Here is a 21,306-nt window from a genome sequence, read left to right on the forward strand (position 1 = left end):
CGCAAAGTATTATGATAAAATCCGCCCCCCTGCGGGGCCAAATGAACCCGTAAAGGAAGAGTATGAACATTATTGAAGCTGCTGTAGCTACCCCGGACGCTCGCGTCGCCATCACCATTGCGCGTTTCAACAACTTCATCAACGACAGCCTGCTGGAAGGTGCCATTGACGCCCTGAAACGTATCGGCCAGGTTAAAGATGACAACATTACCGTTGTTTGGGTTCCAGGTGCTTATGAACTGCCACTGGCAGCGGGCGCGCTGGCGAAAACCGGTAAATACGACGCGGTGATTGCGCTGGGTACCGTTATTCGTGGTGGCACTGCACACTTCGAATACGTTGCAGGCGGTGCAAGCAATGGTCTGGCACACGTTGCGCAGGATGCTGAAATTCCTGTCGCGTTTGGCGTGCTGACTACCGAAAGTATTGAACAAGCCATTGAGCGCGCTGGTACCAAAGCCGGTAACAAAGGTGCAGAAGCTGCACTGACCGCGCTTGAAATGATCAATGTGTTGAAAGCCATTAAGGCCTGATTTTTTTGTAAGGGGAATTCCGTGAAACCTGCTGCTCGTCGCCGCGCCCGTGAATGTGCCGTCCAGGCACTTTACTCCTGGCAGTTGTCCCAGAACGACATCGCTGATGTTGAATACCAGTTCCTGTCAGAACAGGACGTGAAAGACGTTGACGTTCTGTACTTCCGTGAACTGCTGTCGGGAGTGGCGACTAATAGCGCGTATCTCGATGGTCTGATGAAGCCATATCTGTCCCGTCTGCTCGAAGAGCTGGGTCAGGTTGAGAAAGCAGTGTTGCGTATCGCGCTGTTTGAGTTGTCTAAACGTGATGATGTGCCGTACAAAGTGGCCATCAACGAAGCGATCGAACTGGCGAAAACCTTCGGCGCTGAAGACAGCCATAAATTTGTAAACGGCGTGCTGGATAAAGCCGCACCTGCGATCCGTCCCCACAAAAAGTGATCCGCAAACCGGAGTTTTGCATTGCCTGCCGGGCAGTGCGGCTCCGGTTTTTTTATTTAATTTGCTGAGGCATAACGTATGGCATGCGGCGAATTCTCCCTGATTGCCCGTTATTTCGACCGTGTCAGAACCTCTCGTCTTGATGTTGAAACCGGCATTGGCGATGACTGCGCACTTCTCAATATTCCCGAAAAACAGACGCTGGCAATCAGCACCGACACCTTAGTGTGCGGACGTCATTTTTTACCTGATATCGATCCCGCCGATCTGGCGTATAAAGCGCTGGCGGTCAACGTAAGCGATTTAGCGGCCATGGGCGCCGATCCCGCGTGGCTGACGCTGGCGTTGACGCTGCCCGATGTGGACGAAGACTGGCTTGAAGCCTTTAGCGATGCGCTGTTTGATCAGCTCAACTACTACGATATGCAGCTGATTGGCGGTGACACCACTGCCGGGCCGCTGTCGATGACGCTTGCGATCCACGGCTATGTCCCGCTGGGCCGGGCGCTGAAACGCTCGGGCGCAAAGCCGGGTGACTGGATCTACGTGACCGGCACGCCGGGCGACAGCGCCGCAGGGCTGGCAATCCTCCAGGACCGCTTACGCGTCAAGGATGCCGACGATGCGGCATATCTGGTGAAACGCCATCTGCGCCCAACGCCGCGTATTTTGCACGGCCAGGCGCTGCGCGAGCGGGCAAGCTCGGCTATCGATCTCTCTGACGGGCTTATCTCCGATCTCGGCCATATTCTGAAGGCCAGCGGTGTGGGCGCGCGCGTAGATCTGGATCTGTTCCCGCTGTCAGAGCCATTGCTTCGCCATGTGGAACCCGAGCAGGCTCTGCGCTGGGCGCTCTCCGGCGGCGAAGATTATGAGCTGTGCTTTACCGTACCGGAGCTGAACCGGGGAACGCTGGACGTGGCGCTAGCTCACCTTGGGGCGAAGTTTACCTGTATCGGACAGATTATGCCGGAAAGTGAAGGGCTGAAATTTGTGCGTGATGGCGCGCCGGTTACGCTTGACTGGAAGGGTTACGACCACTTTGCGTGATTCGTCTGCCGGGTAGCGCTGCGCTTACCCGGCCGAGGGGTTTTGTTCTCTCTCCTTTTGGGAGAGGGGCAGGGCGAGGGCTTACTTAAACCCGACCACCGGATGCTGCTGGTACGGCGTTTCCAGCTCGGCAACTTGCTCAGGCGTCAGCGTTAAATCAACGGCACTCAACAACTCATCCAGCTGTTCTTCCCGCGATGTACCGATAATCGGTGCCGCGACTCCGCGTTTGCTCAGCAACCACGCCAGCGCTACCTGCGCACGCGTGGCACCGGTATCATCGGCAATCCCCGCTAAACGCTCGGCGATCAACGCATCGCTGGCTTCCGTACCTTCGTATAAGGTTTTACCGAACGCATCCGACACCGAGCGGGCGGTGGTCTCTCCCCATGGTCGGGTGAGGCGTCCGCGCGCCAGGGGACTCCATGGGATCACCGCGACACCTTCCTGATAGCAGAGCGGCAGCATCTCGCGCTCTTCTTCGCGATAGATAAGGTTGTAGTGATCCTGCATGGTGACAAACCGTGCCCAGCCATGCTGCGCCTGAAGGTCAAGCGCTGAGGCAAACTGCGAAGCGTGCATAGACGATGCGCCGATGTAACGTGCCTTCCCGGCCTTAACCACATCGTTAAGGGCTTCCAGCGTCTCTTCAATCGGCGTGTTGTAATCCCAGCGGTGGATCTGCAGCAGGTCGACATAATCCATATTCAGGCGCCGGAGGCTGTCATCAATGGATCGCAGGATTTGCGCACGGGAAAGACCTTCAGGCAAATCACCCACCTGGTGATATACCTTGGTGGCGACGACCACATCGTCACGGCGGGCAAAATCGCGCAGGGCGCGGCCGACAATCTCTTCACTGCTGCCGTCGGAGTAACTGTTGGCAGTATCAAAAAAGTTAATCCCGCCGTCGAGTGCGCGTTTGATGATAAGGCGGCTGCTCTCTTCCGGCAGCGTCCAGGCGTGATTTCCCCGGTCTGGCTCGCCAAAGGTCATGCATCCCAGGCAAAGTCGGGAAACCTGAAGGTCTGTTTTTCCTAATGTCGTGTATTGCATGGTTCCGCTCCTGCTTTTTTAAACAATACGTTTAAGCATAGCAGGAGCGGAAAAGGGGAGGGATCAGGCAAGCCAGGAACGGATTTTCGACTCAATGCCGGCCGCATCCAGGCCAATCGCCGCACGGGCTTCGTCCTGGGTGCCTTGCGGAATGAAATGATCCGGCAGACCAAGGTTCAGTACCGGCACGGCTTTACGGTTAGCCATCAGCACTTCGTTCACGCCGCTGCCCGCGCCGCCCATGATGGCGTTTTCTTCCAGCGTGATCAGCACGTCATGAGATTCCGCCATGCTCAGGATCAGGGCCTCGTCGAGCGGCTTCACAAAGCGCATATCCACGAGGGTCGCATTCAGCGTTTCAGCCACTTTCGCGGCCTCCGGCATCAGCGTACCAAAGTTCAGGATCGCCACTTTCTCACCGCGACGCTTCACCAGACCTTTACCTATCGGCAGTTTTTCCAGCGGCTGCAGTTCAACGCCGACGGCATTGCCGCGCGGGTAGCGCACCGCACTAGGGCCATCCTGATAGTGGTAGCCGGTAAACAGCATCTGACGACATTCGTTCTCATCGCTTGGCGTCATGATGACCATATCCGGGACGCAGCGCAGGAACGACAGGTCAAATGCCCCCTGGTGCGTCTGGCCGTCAGCACCCACAATGCCTGCGCGGTCGATAGCAAACAGGACCGGCAGCTTCTGGATGGCAACGTCATGGATCACCTGGTCGTAGGCGCGTTGCAGGAAGGTAGAATAAATGGCGACAACCGGGTTATAACCGCCAATCGCCAGGCCTGCCGCAAAGGTCACCGCGTGCTGCTCGGCAATGGCAACGTCAAAATACTGGTCCGGGTATTTTTTGGAGAACTCCACCATGCCAGAACCTTCACGCATGGCCGGGGTGATCGCCATGAGCTTATTGTCTTTAGCGGCGGTTTCACACAGCCAGTCGCCAAAGATTTTTGAATAGCTCGGCATGCCGCCGCTGCTTTTGGGCAGGCAACCGCTGCTCGGGTCGAATTTCGGTACCGCGTGGAAGGTGATGGGATCTTTTTCCGCCGGTTCGTAGCCACGGCCTTTTTTGGTCATGATATGCAGGAACTGTGGGCCTTTCAGGTCACGCATGTTTTTCAGCGTGGTGACAAGCCCCAGAACGTCATGCCCGTCCACCGGACCAATATAATTAAAGCCCAGCTCTTCAAACAGCGTACCCGGCACGACCATGCCTTTGATGTGTTCTTCGGTGCGTTTAAGCAGTTCTTTGATTGGCGGTACGCCGGAGAAGACTTTTTTTCCGCCTTCACGCAGTGAGGAGTAAAGCTTGCCGGAGAGCAACTGCGCCAGATGGTTGTTCAGCGCGCCCACGTTTTCGGAAATCGACATTTCGTTATCATTAAGGATAACCAGCATGTCTGGCTTGATATCGCCCGCGTGGTTCATGGCCTCAAAGGCCATACCGGCAGTGATCGCCCCATCGCCAATGACGCAGACGGTACGACGCTGTTTATTCTCTTTTTCGGCTGCCACCGCAATACCGATACCCGCAGAAATCGAGGTGGAGGAGTGTCCGACGCTTAATACGTCGTACTCGCTCTCGCCACGCCATGGGAACGGATGCAGGCCGCCTTTCTGACGAATGGTGCCAATTTTATCGCGACGTCCGGTCAGAATTTTATGCGGATAGGCCTGGTGGCCGACATCCCAGATGAGCTGATCGAACGGCGTGTTATAGACATAATGCAGCGCCACGGTCAGCTCTACCGTGCCAAGCCCGGAGGCGAAATGGCCGCTGGAGCGGCTTACGCTGTCGAGCAGGTAGCGACGCAGCTCATCGCACAGCTTCGGCAGGCTCTCTTTCGGCAACAGGCGTAACTCCTGGGTGGAGTCAACTAACGCCAGTGTCGGGTATTTGGCAATATCAAAACTCATCAAAGGCTCATCGAGATAGTGTGTTTATTTATCACGCTGGATTATATAGTCCGCTAGCGCTTCCAGTGCCGAAGTATCCAGTGATTGCGCGGCCAGCTGATTCAGCGACTGGCGGGCATCCTCTATCAGATCCCGGGCTTTACGTTGGGCTTGCTCAAGACCCAGCAGGGCGGGGTAGGTACTTTTGCCAAGCTGCTGATCCGCACCCTGACGTTTACCCAATGTTGCAGTATCGCCCACCACATCCAGAATGTCATCCTGAACCTGGAATGCCAGACCGATACTTTCTGCGTATCTGTCCAGTATCGGCAGGGCTTTGCGCCCCTGTTCACCCGCGCTCAGGGCGCCCAGACGAACGGCTGCACGAATCAATGCGCCCGTTTTATGGCGATGAATACGCTCCAGCTGTTCCAGATTAACCTGACGTCCTTCCGCTTCCAGATCCAGTGCCTGACCGCCACACATACCGGCGACGCCGCTGGCCATTGCCAGTTCAGAGATCATCGACAGACGGTCACGGTCGGCCACTTCGGCCATCGGCGCATCGCTCAGAATCGAGAACGCCAGGGTTTGCAGGGCATCCCCCGCCAGAATGGCATTCGCTTCGCCAAACTTGATGTGGCAGGTAGGCTGGCCACGACGCAGATCGTCGTCGTCCATGGCCGGCAAATCATCGTGGATCAGCGAGTAGGCATGGATGCACTCAACGGCGGCAGCCGGGGCGTCCAGCGTGTTAGCGCTGATGCCAAACATGTTGCCCGTGGCGTAAACCAGAAACGGACGCAGGCGCTTTCCACCCAAGAGTGCGCCATAGTGCATGGCTTCAACCAGTGGAGTGTTCTGAAAAGGCTGTGGCTCAATAAAACGGCGCAGCGCATCGTTGGCACGCGCGACGCATGCCTGAAGCTCGTTGGCGAAATCCATTTACTCGGCGTCCGGTGTGAATGGCGTAGTTTTAGCGTCTTCGCTGTCGGACAGCAGGATCTGCACGCGCTGCTCGGCCTGCTGCAGTTTGACCTGCCCCTGGCGCGCCAGCTGCACGCCGCGCTCGAATTCATTGAGCGCCTCTTCCAGCGGTAAATCGCCGCTCTCAAGGCGGGTGACAATCTGCTCCAGCTCACTCAGCGCAGTTTCAAAACTGGCCGGTGCGTCGTTCTTCTTCGGCATAGTGAATTGACTCTTATATTCTCAGCCCCGACATGGTAACGGACTCGGGGCAATTATCAAATAACGCGCAATGTGCACAGGAGCGGCGTGAAGATGATATACTTGCGCGCCTGGATGCAGCCACGGGTGTGGGCTGCTATACACGTCATCCTTCAGGTTGTCTCTGTTTGGGCTACGTTGCGCCTTTCCGTTACTTACTCGCGTAAGCTTGCGGGGGGCTGTGACTCGCCGCGTTGATGCCACCTGAATGATTTTGTGTATATTTCATTTTCCATTACAAGCCTTAAGCTTGCCTAAGAAACATTGCCGCCATGAAGTTTATCATTAAATTGTTCCCTGAAATCACCATCAAAAGCCAATCTGTGCGTTTGCGCTTTATTAAAATTCTCACCGGGAACATTCGTAACGTATTAAAACACTACGACGAAACGCTCGCCGTGGTGCGTCACTGGGACCACGTTGAGGTTCGCGCGAAAGATGAAAACAAACGTCAGGATATTCGCGACGCGCTGACCCGTATTCCGGGCATTCACCATATTCTGGAAGTGGAAGACGTTCCTTACACCTCCCTGCATGACATTTTTGAAAAAGCGCTGGTGCAGTACCGCGATCAGATTGAAGGCAAAACCTTCTGCGTGCGCGTGAAGCGTCGTGGTAAGCATGAGTTTAGCTCCATTGAAGTGGAGCGCTATGTGGGTGGCGGCCTCAATCAGCACGTTGAGAGCGCCCGCGTGCGCCTGACTAACCCGGACGTGACCGTTAACCTGGAGATCGAAAACGATCGCCTGCTGCTGGTGAAAGGCCGTTATGAAGGTATCGGCGGTTTCCCAATCGGCACGCAGGAAGATGTCCTGTCGCTGATCTCCGGCGGTTTCGACTCCGGTGTTTCCAGCTATATGCTGATGCGCCGCGGCTGTCGCGTACACTACTGCTTCTTTAACCTGGGCGGTGCGGCGCATGAAATCGGCGTACGTCAGGTTGCGCACTATCTGTGGAACCGCTTCGGCAGCTCCCACCGCGTGCGTTTTGTGGCGATCAACTTTGAGCCAGTGGTCGGCGAAATCCTTGAAAAAGTGGACGACGGTCAGATGGGCGTGGTGCTGAAGCGCATGATGGTGCGTGCAGCGTCCAAAGTGGCGGAGCGCTACGGCGTGCAGGCGCTGGTCACCGGTGAAGCGCTGGGCCAGGTCTCCAGCCAGACCCTGACCAACCTGCGTCTTATCGACAACGTATCGGATACCCTGATCCTGCGTCCGCTGATCTCCTACGATAAAGAGCACATCATCGATCTGGCGCGCAAAATCGGTACCGAAGATTTTGCCCGCACCATGCCGGAATACTGCGGTGTGATCTCAAAAAGCCCGACCGTCAAAGCGGTGAAGGCGAAAATCGAAGCCGAAGAAGAGAACTTCGATTTCGGCATTCTGGAGAAGGTGGTGGCGGAAGCGACCAACATCGATATCCGCGAGATTGCCCAGCAGACCGAGCAGGAAGTGGTTGAAGTTGAAACCGTCAGCGGTTTCGGTGCCAACGACGCGATTCTGGATATCCGTTCCATTGATGAACAGGATGACAAACCGCTGCAGGTTGAAGGCGTGGACGTGGTTTCCCTGCCGTTCTACAAGCTGAGCACCAAATTCGGCGATCTCGACCAGAGCAAAACGTATCTGCTGTGGTGCGAGCGCGGGGTGATGAGCCGTCTGCAGGCGCTGTATCTGCGCGAGCAGGGCTTTGCGAATGTGAAGGTCTATCGCCCTTAACCGTTTGCCGGGTGGCGGCTTCGCTTACCCGGCTTTCTTTACACGCTACGCTTCGTAAAAATTATAAATCCCCGCCGCCATCACTAACGACGACGCCACCTCGTAGGCTTTCTCACGCCCGACCAGCAGGTCGATAATCTTCAGTCCAAAATCGATCGCGGTACCCGGCCCCTGGCTGGTGAGCAGATTGACGCGCGGATCCCAGACCACACGTTTATCCACCCATTGCTCTTCAGGAATGGTCTCTTTCAGTCCCGGAAAACCGGTCATATTCCCGATCGGGAAAATGTTATGCGGCACCAGAACCGTGCCGGCTGCGGCACAAATTGCCGCAACGATGCGCCCCGACAGATGGAATTGCCTGACAGTTTCGACCAGGAGGGGGCTGTCGCGAAAATACTCCGCGCCCTTCAGGCCGCCCGGCAGTACGATGATGTCGTAATCCCCGTCGGCCACCTGCACAAGCGGTGCATCGGCGAGGATTTTTACGCCGCGTGAACAGGTGATGGTCAGATTACCGTCGCTGGCGACGCTGGCGGTGGTCACGTTAATGCCGCCACGCACCATCAAATCAATGGTGGTGACGGCTTCTGTCTCTTCGCTACCAGGGGCGAGGCAGATCAGTGCTGACGCGCTCATATTCACTCTCCTTACGTTTAACCAGGTCATACAGACGGGCATTTTCCGGCACGGCAATGCCGTGGGCGCGGGCGCGTTTAAGCAAATAGCCCGTGATGTAATCAATCTCTGTGTGGCGTAATGCCCGAATGTCCTGCAACATCGAGGAGATGTTTTCTGCAGTACTTTCAATTACCTGCTCAACATAATAGCGTAAATCCTCCGCCGAGGTATGCAGGCCTTCACGTTCGATAACCGAGGCGACCTCCGCGCACAGGGTGGCAATTTCCTGCGGATGATTTTTCAGTTCCCCGTTCGGGCAGTTCCACAGCGCCGTCAGCGGATTGATCACGCAGTTAACCGCCAGCTTGCGCCACAGCTGCGGGCGGATAGTGTCATGCCAGGCCACGTCCGGCAGCACCTTCTGCAGAACATCCGCCAGATAGCTGTAGTCACCATCCTGCGTACGGGCGGGGCCCATGTGCGTTACGCCGCTGGCGACATGCACGATAATGTTGCCATCGCGGCGTGCAGCGTGCGTGGTGGTCGCCATCAACAAGGGATGCGGGATGCTTTTCAGCTCATCAATGGTTCCCATGCCGTTATGCAGCAGCAGAATGGGGGAGTCTGGGGGAAGTTGCGCGGCCAGCGTCTTTACCGCATCTGAAACCTGCCATGCTTTGAGCGTGACCAGCAGCAGATCGCTTTGCGCCAGAAAATCCGGATCGTTCGCGGTGAGTGATTCGTTGAATATACTTCCGTCTTCGTCAATCAGGTTCACACTGCAATAGGGCTGGGGCACGCGCAGCCAGCCCTGTACCTCATGTCCGTGCTTGCAAAGCGCGGTCAGCCATAGCTGTCCAAGGGCTCCGCATCCGAGCACTGTAATTTTCATTGTTCCTCCTCACCTGCAACTGCGCCAGGTGTTACGGCCTAAGTATAGCGCCGTCAGCTAAGCTTCTGTTGAGTAAACCCTGTGACATCTGTGCGGTGTTTCCTCACGTGAGCGGCCAGGGATAGCTGCAACTCGAATTATTTGGGGTATCTGCCTTGTAGCGGGTATTATGCAACGCAACAAAAATGAAGGGAGAAGAAAAGATGCCATCTTTCGATATTGTTTCCGAAGTTGATATCCAGGAAGTCCGCAACGGCGTTGAAAACGCAAGCCGTGAAGTTGAGTCACGTTTCGACTTTCGTGGCGTTGAGGCAACTTTCGAGCTGAACGATGCGAATAAGACCATTAAGGTCCTGAGCGAATCTGATTTCCAGGTTAACCAGCTGCTGGATATTCTGCGCGCCAAGCTGCTTAAACGCGGCATTGAAGGCACCTCACTGGATGTACCAGACGAGTTTGTGCATAGCGGTAAAAACTGGTTTGTCGAAGCCAAACTGAAGCAGGGTATTGAGAGCGCGGTTCAGAAGAAGATCGTTAAGCTCATCAAGGACAGCAAGCTCAAGGTTCAGGCGCAAATCCAGGGTGAAGAAATTCGTGTGACCGGTAAATCCCGCGATGACCTGCAGGCCGTTATGGCGCTGGTACGTGGCGGCGATCTGGGGCAGCCGTTCCAGTTCAAGAACTTCCGCGATTAAGACAAAAATGCCCGGTTTTACCGGGCATTTTTTCAGGCTTTGAGAGCCTGCTCGATTTCGAAGCGGTTAGTCACTTTACTGTCTATTTTGACGTAAGCGCTGCGCTCTTGTGGGGCAATAAGCACTTCACTTACCCCCTCCGTTGCTTCAAGACGCTGTTTTAGCGCGTCGGTAATCTCAACATCCTCAGGAATTTCGACCCGCAGACTGCTGACGTAGCGCGGCTCTTTCATGCTGCTGGCGACCAGCAGCCAGACCATCGCCAGCAGTGCGCCCGCGAGGAACACGGTTTGCGAATCAAACAGGCCGTCCACCCAGCCGCCGAGCGAGCCCCCGATAGCCACGCCGATAAACTGGCTGGTGGAGTAGATCCCCATTGCTGTGCCTTTATAGCCGGCCGGGGACTCCTTGCTAATCAGCGATGGCAGCAGGGCCTCCATCAGGTTAAAGGCCAGGAAGAAGAGCTGCACGCCGGCCACCAGTTCCCAGAAGTGCGGGCCGGATCCCCAGAGCACAATCTCGGCAATCAGCAGCACCGCCACGCAGCCAATGAATACGCGCTTCATCTTGCGTTTCACTTCGGCGTAGATGATGAACGGCACGACCGAGACGAACGAAATCAGCATGGTCACCAGATAGATTTTCCAGTGCTCCGCGGCAGGGAAGCCCGCGGCGGCAAGCTGACCGGGAAGGGCGACAAAGGTCGACATCAGCAGGATGTGCAGACACATGATGCCGAAGTTAAGTTTAAGCAGGCGCGGTTCCACCAGCACTTTGCTGAAGCAGCCTTTCACCATCCCGGATTCACGGTTAAGGACGTGGTTTTTGCTGTCCGGCACCACCCAAAGGGTCAGCGCAATACCGACGGTCGCCAGCACGGCAATCATCCAGAACAGGGCATGCAGACCGAGTTTATGGGTGATGATAGGCCCGAGCACCATCGCAATCGCGAAAGTGACGCCAAAGCTCACGCCGATAAACGCCATCGCTTTGGTGCGATTCTGCTCACGCGTTAAGTCTGACAGCAGCGCCATCACGGCGGCGGCAATCGCGCCAGAGCCCTGCAGGGCGCGACCAAGAATAATTCCCCAGATGGAGTGGGAGAGGGCGGCTATCACGCTGCCGAGCACAAAAATAAGCAGGCCGCCGACAATCAGCGGTTTACGGCCAACCCGATCCGAGAGCAGGCCAAACGGGATCTGAAATACCGCCTGAGCCAGACCGTAGATGCCAATCGCCAGGCCAATCAGCGCTTCGCTGGCACCCTGTAGCGCCATGCCGTACGTGGTCAGAACAGGCAGGACCATAAACATGCCAAGCATCCGTAGCGAGAAAACAGTCCCTAAACCCCAGGTCGCGCGCAATTCGCCTGGCGTCATTTTATAATCGTTCATTACCACCTCAATTCAAAAGCAGGCCATAGTGTAGTGCGGGGAAGGGGCGGGGTAAATAAAGGGTTATTTAACAAATATTACATGCGTTATTAATGGATTCGATGAATAAAAAAGGGTGCCGAAGCACCCTTTTATTCACCTGGTGTGACTTACCAGACGTAAGTCAGCAGGTTGTGTGAATCAGGCACCATGAAATCCACAGACATCATCACCGACAGCGAAGTGATAGCGACAATGGAGAACACGAACAGCTTACGTGCCCAGACCTTGTCATCTTCCACTTTGTAGCCGCGCAGGGCCATGCCGAGCCACCAGACGCTCACCGCAGCCGCTACCGCCAGGTATTTGTACCCGGCGTAACCGCCCAGAGAGAGCATCAGCGTTGCCACGGCAAAGGCGATGATGTACAGCGTGATGTGGTTTTTAGCCACGGAAATGCCCTTCACGACCGGCAGAACCGGGATGTTCGCTGCCTGATAATCCTTAAAGCGGAAAATCGCGATGGCATAGGAGTGCGGCATCTGCCACAGGCTAAAGATAGCCAGCAGGATCAGCGCACCGCTGTCGAACTCGTTCGTGACGGCGCAGTAGCCAATCACCGGCGGCGCAGCGCCGGAAAGAGAACCAATCAGCGTTCCGTAGACGGAGTGGCGTTTCATATACAGGCTGTAAACGCCCACATAGACGACGAACCCCATCACCCCCAGCCAACAGGCCAGAGGGTTAGCGCCAAACCACAGCAGCATAAAGCCAGCAATACCCAGCAAGGTGGCGTACACCAGCGAGACGGAAGGGGCGATCAGGCCTTTAACCAGCACCCGATTTTTAGTCCTTTCCATCTTCTTGTCGATATCCATGTCGATGTAGTTGTTAAATACACAACCGGATGCAACAACCAGCGACACACCGACCAGCGTAGCGATAAAGAGGGTGTAATCGATGCTGCCTTTAGAGGCCAGCAGGAACCCCCCAATTACGGAGATCAGGTTGCCAAAGATGATGCCTGGTTTCGTGACTTGCAGGTATTGCTTAAACATACTCGCCGCTCTTAGTGAACCATCATGTTGTAGTTAAGGTTCCACATAATCCAGATGGAACCGACTACCAGGATAGCGATGATAATCACGGTAAAGATGAAAGCCGTCATGTTCCAGCCTTCATCGGACTTGGTGTTCATGTGCAGGAAGCAAACCAGATGCACCAGAATCTGAATCACCGCGGTTACCAGGATTGCACCCAGAATAACCGGCTTAGACGCAGAACCGCTCATCACCATCCAGAACGGGATCACCGTCAGAATGATCGACAGGATGAAACCTGTCATATAGGTTTTTACGCTACCGTGGGAAGCGCCATGATCGTTTGAATGACTCATTACATCGCCCCCATCAGATATACAACAGAGAACACACAGATCCACACAACGTCCAGGAAGTGCCAGAACAGGCTCAGGCACAGGATACGCGTGCGGTTAGTGCTGGTCAGGCCACGACGGGAGATCTGGAACATCAGTACTGCCATCCAGATCAGACCAGACGTTACGTGCAGACCGTGGGTCCCTACCAGTGCGAAGAACGCAGACAGGAAGCCACTACGATCCGGCCCGAAGCCTTCCATAATCAGGTGATGGAATTCATAGATTTCCATCCCGATAAAGCCAGCACCAAACAGCCAGGTCAACGCCAGCCAGGAGACAACCTGGCTCTTGTTGTTTTTGTACATGGCGATAGCCGCCATGCCGTAGGTGATGGAGCTGAACAGCAGCAGCGCGGTTTCTACCAGAACGAACGGCAGTTCAAAGATGTCCTTGCCAGCCGGACCGCCCGCAGTGCCGTTCACCAGAACGGCATACGTTGCGAACAGACAGCAGAACAGAATGCAGTCGCTCATCAGGTAGATCCAGAAACCGAAGACTTTCGTCGGTCCTGTATCGTGGTGCGCATGTTCATGCGCGTGGGCAGTAGAGTGCGCCAAAGTATCAGTTGCCATTTTTCAGCCCCGCTTTAGAAATCTCATCGAAATGCTGGTTTTCCAGTTTTTCGACTTCACGGACTGGTACGTAGTAGTCTACGTCCTCGTCAAAGCTCTTCACAATCCAGCTGATTACGATGCCGGCGAAGCCAACAATCGCCATCCACCAGATGTGCCAGATCATTGCGAAGCCAAATACCGTTGCGAAGGCGGCAATAACAATGCCCGCACCGCTGTTTTTCGGCATGTGGATCTCTTCGTAATGAGCAGGTTGCTTGTACGCTTCACCTTTTTCTTTCATTTCCCAGAATGCGTCGCGTTCATGGACCTGCGGCACAATGGCGAAGTTATAGAACGGTGGTGGAGAAGAGGTTGCCCACTCCAGCGTACGGCCACCCCATGGGTCACCGGTCAGGTCACGGTTCTGATCGCGGTCGCGGATAGAAACGTAGAACTGAATCAGCTGAGACGCGATACCACAAGCAATCAGCACGGCACCGCCCGCTGCAACCATCAGCATTGGGTGGAACTGTGGATCAATCTGCTGGCTCAGACGACGGGTCATACCCATGAAGCCCAGCACGTACAGCGGCATAAATGCAACGAAGAAGCCGATGATCCAGAACCAGAATGCGCGTTTACCCCATTTTTCGTTCAGGGTGAAACCGAACGCTTTTGGCCACCAGTAGGTTACGCCAGCGAAGCAGCCGAAGACCACACCACCGATGATAACGTTATGGAAGTGCGCAATCAGGAACAGACTGTTGTGCAGAACGAAGTCAGCACCCGGTACCGCCAGCAGTACACCGGTCATCCCACCCACGGAGAAGGTGACGATGAAGCCGATAGTCCACAGCATTGCTGAGTGGAACACGATACGGCCCTGGTACATGGTGAACAGCCAGTTGAAGATCTTAACCCCGGTAGGGATTGCGATAATCATGGTTGTAATACCGAAGAAGGCGTTTACGTTCGCGCCAGCACCCATGGTGAAGAAGTGGTGCAGCCAAACGATGAACGACAGAACGGTAATACACACGGTTGCCCACACCAGAGAGGTGTAACCAAACAGACGTTTACGCGAGAAGGTTGCTGCGATTTCGGAGAACACACCGAAGACCGGCAGAACCAGGATATACACTTCCGGATGACCCCAGGCCCAAATCAGGTTGATGTACATCATCATGTTGCCACCCATATCGTTGGTAAAGAAATGGGTGCCCAGGTAGCGGTCCAGGGTCAGCAGCGCGATGGTGACGGTCAGAATTGGGAATGATGCAATAATCAGGATGTTGGCGCACAGAGATGCCCAGGTAAATACCGGCATCTTGAACATGGTCATGCCAGGGGCACGCATCTTGATAATGGTCACGAAGAAGTTGATACCGGTCAGGGTTGTACCGACACCGGAGAGCTGAAGTGCCCAAATCCAGTAATCGACGCCAACGCCCGGACTGTACTCAATTCCCGAAAGCGGCGGGTAAGCCAGCCAGCCGGTCTGCGCAAATTCGCCCACACCCAGTGACAGGTTAACCAGGATAACGCCGACAACCGTGAACCAGAAGCTCAGGTTGTTCAGGAACGGGAACGCTACGTCGCGCGCGCCGATTTGCAGCGGAACGACAACGTTCATCAGACCGATAACCAGCGGCATCGCCACGAAGAAGATCATGATAACGCCGTGGGCGGTAAAGATCTGGTCGTAGTGATGCGGCGGCAGGAAGCCGGCTTCACCCGCAGACGCGAGTGCCTGCTGGCTACGCATCATGATCGCATCCGCAAAGCCACGAATTAACATGACGATACCGACGATGCAGTACATGATACCCAGTTTTTTGTGGTCAACCGAAGTCAGCCACTCGTTCCACAGGTAGCTCCACTTACCGAAGTAAGTGATCAAGGCCAGTAAGGCTGCGCCACCGATGATAATTGCAGCAACCGTAACCACGATAATGGGTTCATGGTAGGGCACTGCATCCAGTGTCAATTTTCCGAACATTTTCTTCCTCGGCCCCTTAGTGAGCGGTTTCCGCGTGGCTCATGTCCATGCCTTCCATACCTTCGTGTGCGCTATGCTCACCTTCAGGCTGGGTCATGTCCATGCTCTTGCCGTGATCCATAAATTTGCCAATAACGTCTTTGAACAAATCGGGTTTCACGTTAGAGAAGTACTCCACCTTGTTATATTCGCTAGGTGCTGCCACTTTTTCGAACGCCGCCATGTCAGACATGGTGTTTGGAGACTGCTTCGCTTTTTCAACCCACTGGTCGAAAGCGGCACGGTCTGGCGTCGCGATAGCTTTGAACTTCATACCTGAGAAGCCCGGGCCGCTATAGCTGGCGGAGATACCATCGTAGGTGCCTGCTTCATTCGCGATCAGGTGCAGGTTAGTCTGCATACCGGCCATCGCGTAAATCTGGCTACCCAGACGTGGGATGAAGAAGGAGTTCATTACGGAGTTGGAGGTCACTTTGAACTGAACCGGAGTGTTCGCCGGGAAGGCGATTTCATTCACGGTGGCAATGCCCTGTTCCGGATAGATGAAGAACCATTTCCAGTCCATGGAGACCACTTCAATGGTAATCGGTTTTTCATCGTGAACCAGCGGCTTGCTTGGCTCAAGTGCGTGAGTGGTTTTCCATGTCAGTACGGCAAGGAACAGGATGATCAGGATAGGTACCGTCCAGACCACAGCTTCCACTTTATTGGAGTGTGACCAGTTAGGGCTATACTTCGCATCTTTATTGCTCGCACGATACTTCCAGGCGAAACCAACAGCCATCAAAATGGCTGGAATAACCACAATCAACATCAGGCCAAAAGCCGTCAATATCAGTGAACGTTGTTCCAGTCCAATCTGTCCTTTGGGGTCAAGTAGTGCAGAATCGCAGCCACTGAGTAATACAGTGCCTGCGAATAATGACAACCATCCCAAACTTTTATTGTATTTCCTGAGTCTCATTTAACGACCTCAATTCCACGGGAGTCTGGTGGCGTTTAAAGTGTGGGGGCATTTTACGGGAAGGTTACATTACTGTAAACATCATTAGACCTGTGTCAGGAAGGTGTTACCGGGTTCTGCCGCACATGTCACAAGTGTTGCAAATTATGTCGCTTTTTAAGACGTAAGCCGCATGGCATGGGCTTTATAACGAAAGGACCCCCAAGCATACCCTAAAAGGGGCAATTGGTATAACCATTGTGAAAAATAAACAAAAAATTAACAATTAATTATCAATAAAAAGACAACTAAAAAACGAAAAATCAAACTCTCTGATGCTGAATCGTTTAATGAAAAATAGCGTTCTGCAATTGACTCCAATAATTTCCGAATCCTATCCCGCACAAAACAACAAATATTTTTTTTAGCGGCTGGCGGCTATTTCACCGTTATAATTTCGGTTCGTGATTACAACGGGAAATAACCTTTCGGATTTTACTTCAGGTTAACTGCGTTTTACGCAGCGCCATGAAATCGAGCAGCCCGCCAGTCAGGATCCCGGCAACCGCCAGCAGCGCGCCGGCATCCAGCAGAAGCGCTTCGAGAGGCAGTACCAGAGAGGTGGTGGCATTAATAATGAGCACCACGAGCCACAGCACCAGGGCAAAGCAACCCGCCATTAACAGTCGTAACGCAAAACGGTAAGCGCGATGATATTCCGTGCGTGGCATAAAGTGTTCTGTTCGCTGGGTATATTCCAGCGTCTGGCGACAGACCAGTAACAATAAGAGCCCAGGCACTGCCGCTACCACGGAGAAGAGGTAGAACGTTGGCCAGCCATGGGCTTCAACAAACCAGCCGGCAATCGGCCCGACATACACGCGACCAACGGCGGAAAGCGCCGAGAGCAGAGCGAACTGCGTCGCGGAAAACGATTTGTTGCACAGGGTCATCAGCAGGGCAACAAACGCCGCTGTCCCCATACCGCCGCACAGGTTTTCAAAAAACACCGCGGCGCCCATGCTGATCATATGCTTATCCGTCACCGACAGCAGCCAGTAACCGGCGTTCGATGCCCCCTGCAGGATGCCGAAGATCAGCAGTGCGCGAAAGAGCGTCAGACGCTGCATTAATACGCCGCCGTACAGGGCCCCGACAATAGTCGCAAACAACCCGAGCGTTTTGTTCACCACGCCGACTTCACCGGCATCAAACCCGACCCCGCGAATTAGGAAGGTGGTGGTCAGGCTCATCGCGAAGGCATCGCCGAGCTTATAAAGGACGATTAACAGCAGGATAAGCCAGGCGTTGTTGCGGCCAAAGAAGTCGCGAAGAGGTTCGGCAACGGCCTGCTCCAGAGAACGTGGAACCGGGATCACATCGCTCGGTTCGGGGGCGAGCAGGGTGGCAATAATACAGGGGATCAACAGGGCGGCCATCAGCCAGTACATGCCCTGCCAGCCGAGATAACGGTCGGCCACCCACAGCGCCAGACCACCGGATACCAGCATCCCCAGACGATAGCCCAGCACGCTAATGGCTGCGCCGGCTCCCCGCTCTTCTGCAGGCAACACGTCCGTCTTCCAGGCATCAAAAACGATATCCTGCGAGGCAGAACAGAAGGCGATTACCACCGCAAGGGCGGCCATCCAGCGAAGCTGCGTCGTGGGTTCAAGAAAGCCCATCGCCGCGATTGCGATCAGCAACAGGACCTGGGTCATCACTAACCAGCCGCGACGACGGCCCAGGAACGGCGGGGTATAACGGTCCATCACCGGCGACCACAGGAACTTAAAGACGTAAGCCTGGCCGACGAGGGAGAAGAAACCAATGGTTTTGAGATCGATATTCTCGACGGTCATCCAGGCCTGCAGCGTGCCGGAGGTGAGGGCGAGAGGTAAACCGGAGGCGAAACCAAGGATCAGCAGGATGGCTGATTTAGGTTGCTGGAAAATACGTAAGTAATAACTCGACATGTTCATATAAAGCTGACCCGGTGAAACACCGGGTCAGGAAGCGGGATTAACGCGCGTTTTGCTTGATGAAGTCGTGGATGCTGGTGTCCTGCGCCATATCGGAAATGGTGTCAGTCAGCACGCTGTTAACCGCGTTAGCAATATTTTTGTTGGACGCCTGGAACGCGCCTTCAACAGAGTAGCTCGCACGGTAGTTTTTGGTCATCTTGTTGCCGTTCTTCGCGGTCGCGATGATGGCGATATCCGCTTTGGTGGAGATGTTGTAGCGAACGTTACCCTGGGACACGTCAGCGTACAGGTTGTTCACGATGATCTGCAGATCAACCGCACCGCTTGGGCCAATCATATAGCCGCGGGAAGTCATCTGTTTCTCAAGCACTTCCTGCAGCAGGAAGCGCAGGTCGCGTGAGGCGGTCAACGTTACCTGCTGGTTGTCGCGGGTCACTTTAGCCAGGGCTTGATCCTGACGCTGATCGGCACCGTTAATGCTTACGGTTACGCCCATCAGGCTAGGATCCTGCTGAGGCAGGGTAATCTTAGGGGAGACATCAATGGTTGTAGGCGGGGTAGCGCAGCCTGCCAGCATAAAAAGTGCTACCAACGGAAAGAAGAGTTTTTTTAACATTTTCAGGTTCTCAACGAATCGTAAGCATTACAGAGAAAAATTGCCGCCATCATAACATCGCTAACGGCCAGGGGAAGTGGTCAACGCATGTAAATTCATCGCCTTGTCCGAAAACTGACCAGCCCCGCCTTTTTCTCCACGCGCGAAGGTCAAAAGGTATGAGTCTCACAGTGAACTTCATTCGTCTGAATGAGAAAATAAGACGAAAGCTAAATATTTGTTGTCTTGTTGTAATGGAAACGGTAAAAGCGGCTAATATTTAAAGGGATGGGTGACATCCTGGCGTTGTCGGAGGAGTGATTTCATGATGATACGTGAACAGATAGAAGATAAATTAAGGGCAGCGTTCAACCCTGTGTTCCTCGAAGTCGTCGACGAAAGCTATCGTCATAACGTGCCGGCAGGTTCTGAAAGCCACTTTAAAGTGGTTCTGGTCAGCGATCGCTTCACGGGAGAACGTTTCCTGAACCGACATCGCTTGATCTACAGCACCTTGACGGAAGAACTCTCCACAACCGTACATGCGCTGGCATTGCACACCTATACCATTAAGGAATGGGAAGGCTTGCAGGATACGGTATTTGCATCGCCGCCGTGTCGCGGCGCAGGCACCATCGCCTGATAAATCGGATTTGCAACGGCTGGAGCTTTTCCAGTATGTTGCATACAGATTTCCTCAAAACGGCCTCCGGGCCGTTTTGTTTTGTCTGAGTTTTGAGCGGATGGTGCGTTTTTAAGGCTAAAAATAGCCTTAAAGTGTGAAAAAAGCCGCAGCAACATGCCCCAACCGTTCTCGACTCACCTAAGTGATGCCGCTATAATGCCGCGTCTTAATGAATGTCTTCGGGATGATTCTGGCGACAGGGAATGTGAATCTGCACTAAGAGAGCATCCCGGTATAACAGACAGATTCAGAGTTGACCGAGCACTGTGATTTTTTTGAGGTAACAAGATGCAAGTTTCAGTTGAAACCACTCAAGGCCTTGGCCGCCGTGTAACGATTACTATCGCTGCTGACAGCATCGAAACTGCTGTGAAAAGCGAGCTGGTCAACGTAGCAAAAAAAGTACGTATTGACGGCTTCCGTAAGGGCAAAGTACCGATGAATGTTGTTGCTCAGCGTTATGGCGCTTCCGTGCGTCAGGATGTGCTGGGTGAACTGATGAGCCGCAACTTTATTGATGCGATCATCAAAGAAAAAATTAATCCGGCCGGTGCGCCGAATTACGTTCCAGGCGAATACAAACAGGGCGAAGACTTCACCTACTCCGTAGAGTTCGAAGTGTACCCGGAAGTTGAGCTGAAAGGTCTGGAATCTATCGAAGTTGAAAAACCTGTTGTTTCCGTGACTGACGAAGACGTTGACGGCATGCTGGACACTCTGCGTAAGCAGCAGGCGAACTGGAAAGAGAAAGAAGGTGCTGTTGACGCGGAAGACCGTGTGACCATCGACTTCACCGGTTCTGTAGACGGCGAAGAGTTCGAAGGCGGTAAAGCGTCTGACTTCGTACTGGCAATGGGCCAGGGTCGTATGATCCCAGGCTTCGAAGACGGTATCAAAGGTCACAAAGCGGGCGAAGAGTTCACCATCGACGTGACCTTCCCGGAAGAGTACCACGCTGAAAACCTGAAAGGTAAAGCAGCGAAGTTCGTTATCAATCTGAAGAAAGTTGAAGAGCGCGAACTGCCTGAACTGACTGAAGAATTCATCAAGCGTTTCGGCGTGGAAGATGGTTCTGTAGCCGGTCTGCGTACCGAAGTGCGTAAAAACATGGAACGTGAGCTGAACGGCGCTGTACGTAACCGTGTGAAATCTCAGGCGATTGACGGTCTGGTAAAAGCGAACGAAATCGACGTTCCGGCTGCCCTGATTGACAGCGAAATCGACGTTCTGCGCCGTCAGGCTGCACAGCGTTTCGGTGGCAACCAGCAGCAAGCGATGGAACTGCCACGCGAGCTGTTCGAAGAGCAAGCTAAACGCCGCGTTGTTGTTGGCCTGCTGCTGGGCGAAGTGATTCGTACCCACGAGCTGAAAGCTGACGAAGAGCGTGTGAAAGGCCTGATCGAAGAGATGGCTTCTGCATACGAAGATCCATCAGAAGTGATCGAGTTCTACGGTAAGAACAAAGAGCTGATGGACAACATGCGCAATGTTGCACTGGAAGAGCAGGCTGTTGAAGCGGTACTGGCGAAAGCGAAAGTGACCGAAAAAGCGACCTCTTTCAACGAACTGATGAACCAGCAGGCGTAATTTCGC

At 54.2% G+C, this 21,306-nt stretch carries 21 protein-coding genes; 7 read left to right on the forward strand and 14 right to left on the reverse strand.

Features of this window, described 5'->3' with window-relative positions; genetic code table 11:
* Window positions 1-62: 62 nt before the first annotated feature.
* The 3 genes from ribH to thiL all read left to right on the forward strand — a co-directional run bounded on the left by ribH (window position 63) and on the right by thiL (window position 2,024).
* Window positions 63-533 carry a 6,7-dimethyl-8-ribityllumazine synthase gene (ribH, locus tag AC2FAP_RS16455; RefSeq protein WP_006176874.1) on the forward strand — a complete coding sequence of 157 codons (471 nt, stop codon included), beginning with the start codon at window positions 63-65 and terminating at the stop codon, window positions 531-533.
* A 21-nt stretch (window positions 534-554) separates the two neighbouring features.
* On the forward strand, window positions 555-974 hold the full coding sequence (gene nusB, locus AC2FAP_RS16460; protein ID WP_006809908.1) for a transcription antitermination factor NusB: 420 nt from the start codon (window positions 555-557) through the stop codon (window positions 972-974).
* A gap of 78 nt (window positions 975-1,052) precedes the next feature.
* Window positions 1,053-2,024 carry a thiamine-phosphate kinase gene (gene thiL / locus AC2FAP_RS16465; RefSeq protein ID WP_176586834.1) on the forward strand — a complete coding sequence of 324 codons (972 nt, stop codon included), beginning with the start codon at window positions 1,053-1,055 and terminating at the stop codon, window positions 2,022-2,024.
* An 81-nt stretch (window positions 2,025-2,105) separates the two neighbouring features.
* Here the strand turns inward: thiL and AC2FAP_RS16470 are convergent, their stop codons facing one another.
* The 4 genes from AC2FAP_RS16470 to xseB all read right to left on the reverse strand — a co-directional run bounded on the left by AC2FAP_RS16470 (window position 2,106) and on the right by xseB (window position 6,173).
* Window positions 2,106-3,080: an aldo/keto reductase gene (locus AC2FAP_RS16470; RefSeq protein ID WP_014168853.1), complete on the reverse strand. Its 975-nt coding sequence runs from the start codon at window positions 3,078-3,080 to the stop codon at window positions 2,106-2,108.
* A 63-nt stretch (window positions 3,081-3,143) separates the two neighbouring features.
* On the reverse strand, window positions 3,144-5,006 hold the full coding sequence (gene dxs, locus AC2FAP_RS16475) for a 1-deoxy-D-xylulose-5-phosphate synthase (RefSeq protein ID WP_410383702.1): 1,863 nt from the start codon (window positions 5,004-5,006) through the stop codon (window positions 3,144-3,146).
* A gap of 24 nt (window positions 5,007-5,030) precedes the next feature.
* Entirely contained in the window at window positions 5,031-5,930 is a 900-nt protein-coding gene (gene ispA / locus AC2FAP_RS16480) for a (2E,6E)-farnesyl diphosphate synthase (RefSeq protein ID WP_014168855.1), read from the reverse strand.
* The gene (gene xseB, locus AC2FAP_RS16485; protein ID WP_008503331.1) at window positions 5,931-6,173 is read right to left on the reverse strand and encodes an exodeoxyribonuclease VII small subunit; all 243 of its coding nucleotides are present in this window, start codon (window positions 6,171-6,173) and stop codon (window positions 5,931-5,933) included.
* Between the two features lie 311 nt (window positions 6,174-6,484).
* Here xseB and thiI point away from each other — a divergent pair, with 311 nt between their 5' ends.
* Window positions 6,485-7,933, forward strand: coding sequence for a tRNA uracil 4-sulfurtransferase ThiI (thiI, locus tag AC2FAP_RS16490; protein WP_014168857.1), 1,449 nt, complete (start codon window positions 6,485-6,487; stop codon window positions 7,931-7,933).
* 45 nt (window positions 7,934-7,978) lie between these two features.
* Here the strand turns inward: thiI and yajL are convergent, their stop codons facing one another.
* Both yajL and panE read right to left on the reverse strand, forming a co-directional pair.
* Complete coding sequence (gene yajL, locus AC2FAP_RS16495; RefSeq protein ID WP_020885217.1) at window positions 7,979-8,572, reverse strand: protein deglycase YajL; 594 nt, start codon at window positions 8,570-8,572, stop codon at window positions 7,979-7,981.
* A complete protein-coding gene (panE, locus tag AC2FAP_RS16500; RefSeq protein WP_014168859.1) occupies window positions 8,535-9,446 on the reverse strand; it encodes a 2-dehydropantoate 2-reductase in 912 nt (303 codons plus the stop codon). The genes yajL and panE overlap by 38 nt, the downstream gene beginning before the upstream one ends.
* A 203-nt stretch (window positions 9,447-9,649) precedes the next feature.
* Between panE and AC2FAP_RS16505 the strand changes: the two genes are divergently transcribed.
* Complete coding sequence (locus AC2FAP_RS16505) at window positions 9,650-10,141, forward strand: YajQ family cyclic di-GMP-binding protein (RefSeq protein WP_020885215.1); 492 nt, start codon at window positions 9,650-9,652, stop codon at window positions 10,139-10,141.
* A 32-nt stretch (window positions 10,142-10,173) separates the two neighbouring features.
* Here the strand turns inward: AC2FAP_RS16505 and AC2FAP_RS16510 are convergent, their stop codons facing one another.
* From AC2FAP_RS16510 to AC2FAP_RS16545, 8 genes are all read right to left on the reverse strand, one after another.
* On the reverse strand, window positions 10,174-11,535 hold the full coding sequence (locus AC2FAP_RS16510; protein WP_032681561.1) for an MFS transporter: 1,362 nt from the start codon (window positions 11,533-11,535) through the stop codon (window positions 10,174-10,176).
* A gap of 149 nt (window positions 11,536-11,684) precedes the next feature.
* Window positions 11,685-12,572, reverse strand: coding sequence for a heme o synthase (cyoE, locus tag AC2FAP_RS16515; RefSeq protein WP_014168862.1), 888 nt, complete (start codon window positions 12,570-12,572; stop codon window positions 11,685-11,687).
* Between the two features lie 11 nt (window positions 12,573-12,583).
* Window positions 12,584-12,910, reverse strand: coding sequence for a cytochrome o ubiquinol oxidase subunit IV (locus AC2FAP_RS16520; protein ID WP_006176899.1), 327 nt, complete (start codon window positions 12,908-12,910; stop codon window positions 12,584-12,586).
* The gene (locus AC2FAP_RS16525; RefSeq protein WP_014168863.1) at window positions 12,910-13,524 is read right to left on the reverse strand and encodes a cytochrome o ubiquinol oxidase subunit III; all 615 of its coding nucleotides are present in this window, start codon (window positions 13,522-13,524) and stop codon (window positions 12,910-12,912) included. Before AC2FAP_RS16525 ends, AC2FAP_RS16520 begins: the two co-directional genes overlap by 1 nt.
* Window positions 13,514-15,505, reverse strand: a complete 1,992-nt coding sequence (gene cyoB / locus AC2FAP_RS16530; RefSeq protein ID WP_014168864.1) for a cytochrome o ubiquinol oxidase subunit I — start codon at window positions 15,503-15,505, stop codon at window positions 13,514-13,516. Before cyoB ends, AC2FAP_RS16525 begins: the two co-directional genes overlap by 11 nt.
* 16 nt (window positions 15,506-15,521) lie before the next feature.
* On the reverse strand, window positions 15,522-16,469 hold the full coding sequence (cyoA, locus tag AC2FAP_RS16535; protein WP_008503322.1) for a cytochrome o ubiquinol oxidase subunit II: 948 nt from the start codon (window positions 16,467-16,469) through the stop codon (window positions 15,522-15,524).
* A 479-nt stretch (window positions 16,470-16,948) separates the two neighbouring features.
* Window positions 16,949-18,424: a muropeptide MFS transporter AmpG gene (gene ampG / locus AC2FAP_RS16540; protein ID WP_322414576.1), complete on the reverse strand. Its 1,476-nt coding sequence runs from the start codon at window positions 18,422-18,424 to the stop codon at window positions 16,949-16,951.
* A 46-nt stretch (window positions 18,425-18,470) separates the two neighbouring features.
* Window positions 18,471-19,049, reverse strand: a complete 579-nt coding sequence (locus AC2FAP_RS16545) for a lipoprotein (protein ID WP_014168866.1) — start codon at window positions 19,047-19,049, stop codon at window positions 18,471-18,473.
* A 304-nt stretch (window positions 19,050-19,353) separates the two neighbouring features.
* On the opposite strand from AC2FAP_RS16545, the gene bolA reads away from it, so the two are divergent.
* Together bolA and tig are read left to right on the forward strand one after the other, a co-directional pair.
* On the forward strand, window positions 19,354-19,671 hold the full coding sequence (gene bolA / locus AC2FAP_RS16550; RefSeq protein WP_013095855.1) for a transcriptional regulator BolA: 318 nt from the start codon (window positions 19,354-19,356) through the stop codon (window positions 19,669-19,671).
* Between the two features lie 330 nt (window positions 19,672-20,001).
* The gene (gene tig, locus AC2FAP_RS16555; protein WP_014168868.1) at window positions 20,002-21,300 is read left to right on the forward strand and encodes a trigger factor; all 1,299 of its coding nucleotides are present in this window, start codon (window positions 20,002-20,004) and stop codon (window positions 21,298-21,300) included.
* The last annotated feature ends 6 nt before the right edge of the window (window positions 21,301-21,306 follow it).

Source organism: Enterobacter cloacae complex sp. 394I7 (assembly GCF_057320345.1).

Excerpts from the sequence above, each read along its gene's own strand:
- cyoA (WP_008503322.1), bottom strand. The coding sequence starts at position 16,469 with ATGAGACTCAGGAAATACAATAAAAGTTTGGGATGGTTGTCATTATTC.
- AC2FAP_RS16545 (WP_014168866.1), bottom strand. The coding sequence starts at position 19,049 with ATGTTAAAAAAACTCTTCTTTCCGTTGGTAGCACTTTTTATGCTGGCA.
- AC2FAP_RS16525 (WP_014168863.1), bottom strand. The coding sequence starts at position 13,524 with ATGGCAACTGATACTTTGGCGCACTCTACTGCCCACGCGCATGAACAT.
- AC2FAP_RS16510 (WP_032681561.1), bottom strand. The coding sequence starts at position 11,535 with ATGAACGATTATAAAATGACGCCAGGCGAATTGCGCGCGACCTGGGGT.
- ampG (WP_322414576.1), bottom strand. The coding sequence starts at position 18,424 with ATGTCGAGTTATTACTTACGTATTTTCCAGCAACCTAAATCAGCCATC.
- tig (WP_014168868.1), top strand. The coding sequence starts at position 20,002 with ATGCAAGTTTCAGTTGAAACCACTCAAGGCCTTGGCCGCCGTGTAACG.
- AC2FAP_RS16505 (WP_020885215.1), top strand. The coding sequence starts at position 9,650 with ATGCCATCTTTCGATATTGTTTCCGAAGTTGATATCCAGGAAGTCCGC.
- AC2FAP_RS16520 (WP_006176899.1), bottom strand. The coding sequence starts at position 12,910 with ATGAGTCATTCAAACGATCATGGCGCTTCCCACGGTAGCGTAAAAACC.
- cyoE (WP_014168862.1), bottom strand. The coding sequence starts at position 12,572 with ATGTTTAAGCAATACCTGCAAGTCACGAAACCAGGCATCATCTTTGGC.
- xseB (WP_008503331.1), bottom strand. The coding sequence starts at position 6,173 with ATGCCGAAGAAGAACGACGCACCGGCCAGTTTTGAAACTGCGCTGAGT.
- AC2FAP_RS16470 (WP_014168853.1), bottom strand. The coding sequence starts at position 3,080 with ATGCAATACACGACATTAGGAAAAACAGACCTTCAGGTTTCCCGACTT.
- thiL (WP_176586834.1), top strand. The coding sequence starts at position 1,053 with ATGGCATGCGGCGAATTCTCCCTGATTGCCCGTTATTTCGACCGTGTC.
- panE (WP_014168859.1), bottom strand. The coding sequence starts at position 9,446 with ATGAAAATTACAGTGCTCGGATGCGGAGCCCTTGGACAGCTATGGCTG.
- thiI (WP_014168857.1), top strand. The coding sequence starts at position 6,485 with ATGAAGTTTATCATTAAATTGTTCCCTGAAATCACCATCAAAAGCCAA.
- ispA (WP_014168855.1), bottom strand. The coding sequence starts at position 5,930 with ATGGATTTCGCCAACGAGCTTCAGGCATGCGTCGCGCGTGCCAACGAT.
- ribH (WP_006176874.1), top strand. The coding sequence starts at position 63 with ATGAACATTATTGAAGCTGCTGTAGCTACCCCGGACGCTCGCGTCGCC.
- bolA (WP_013095855.1), top strand. The coding sequence starts at position 19,354 with ATGATGATACGTGAACAGATAGAAGATAAATTAAGGGCAGCGTTCAAC.
- cyoB (WP_014168864.1), bottom strand. The coding sequence starts at position 15,505 with ATGTTCGGAAAATTGACACTGGATGCAGTGCCCTACCATGAACCCATT.
- dxs (WP_410383702.1), bottom strand. The coding sequence starts at position 5,006 with ATGAGTTTTGATATTGCCAAATACCCGACACTGGCGTTAGTTGACTCC.
- yajL (WP_020885217.1), bottom strand. The coding sequence starts at position 8,572 with ATGAGCGCGTCAGCACTGATCTGCCTCGCCCCTGGTAGCGAAGAGACA.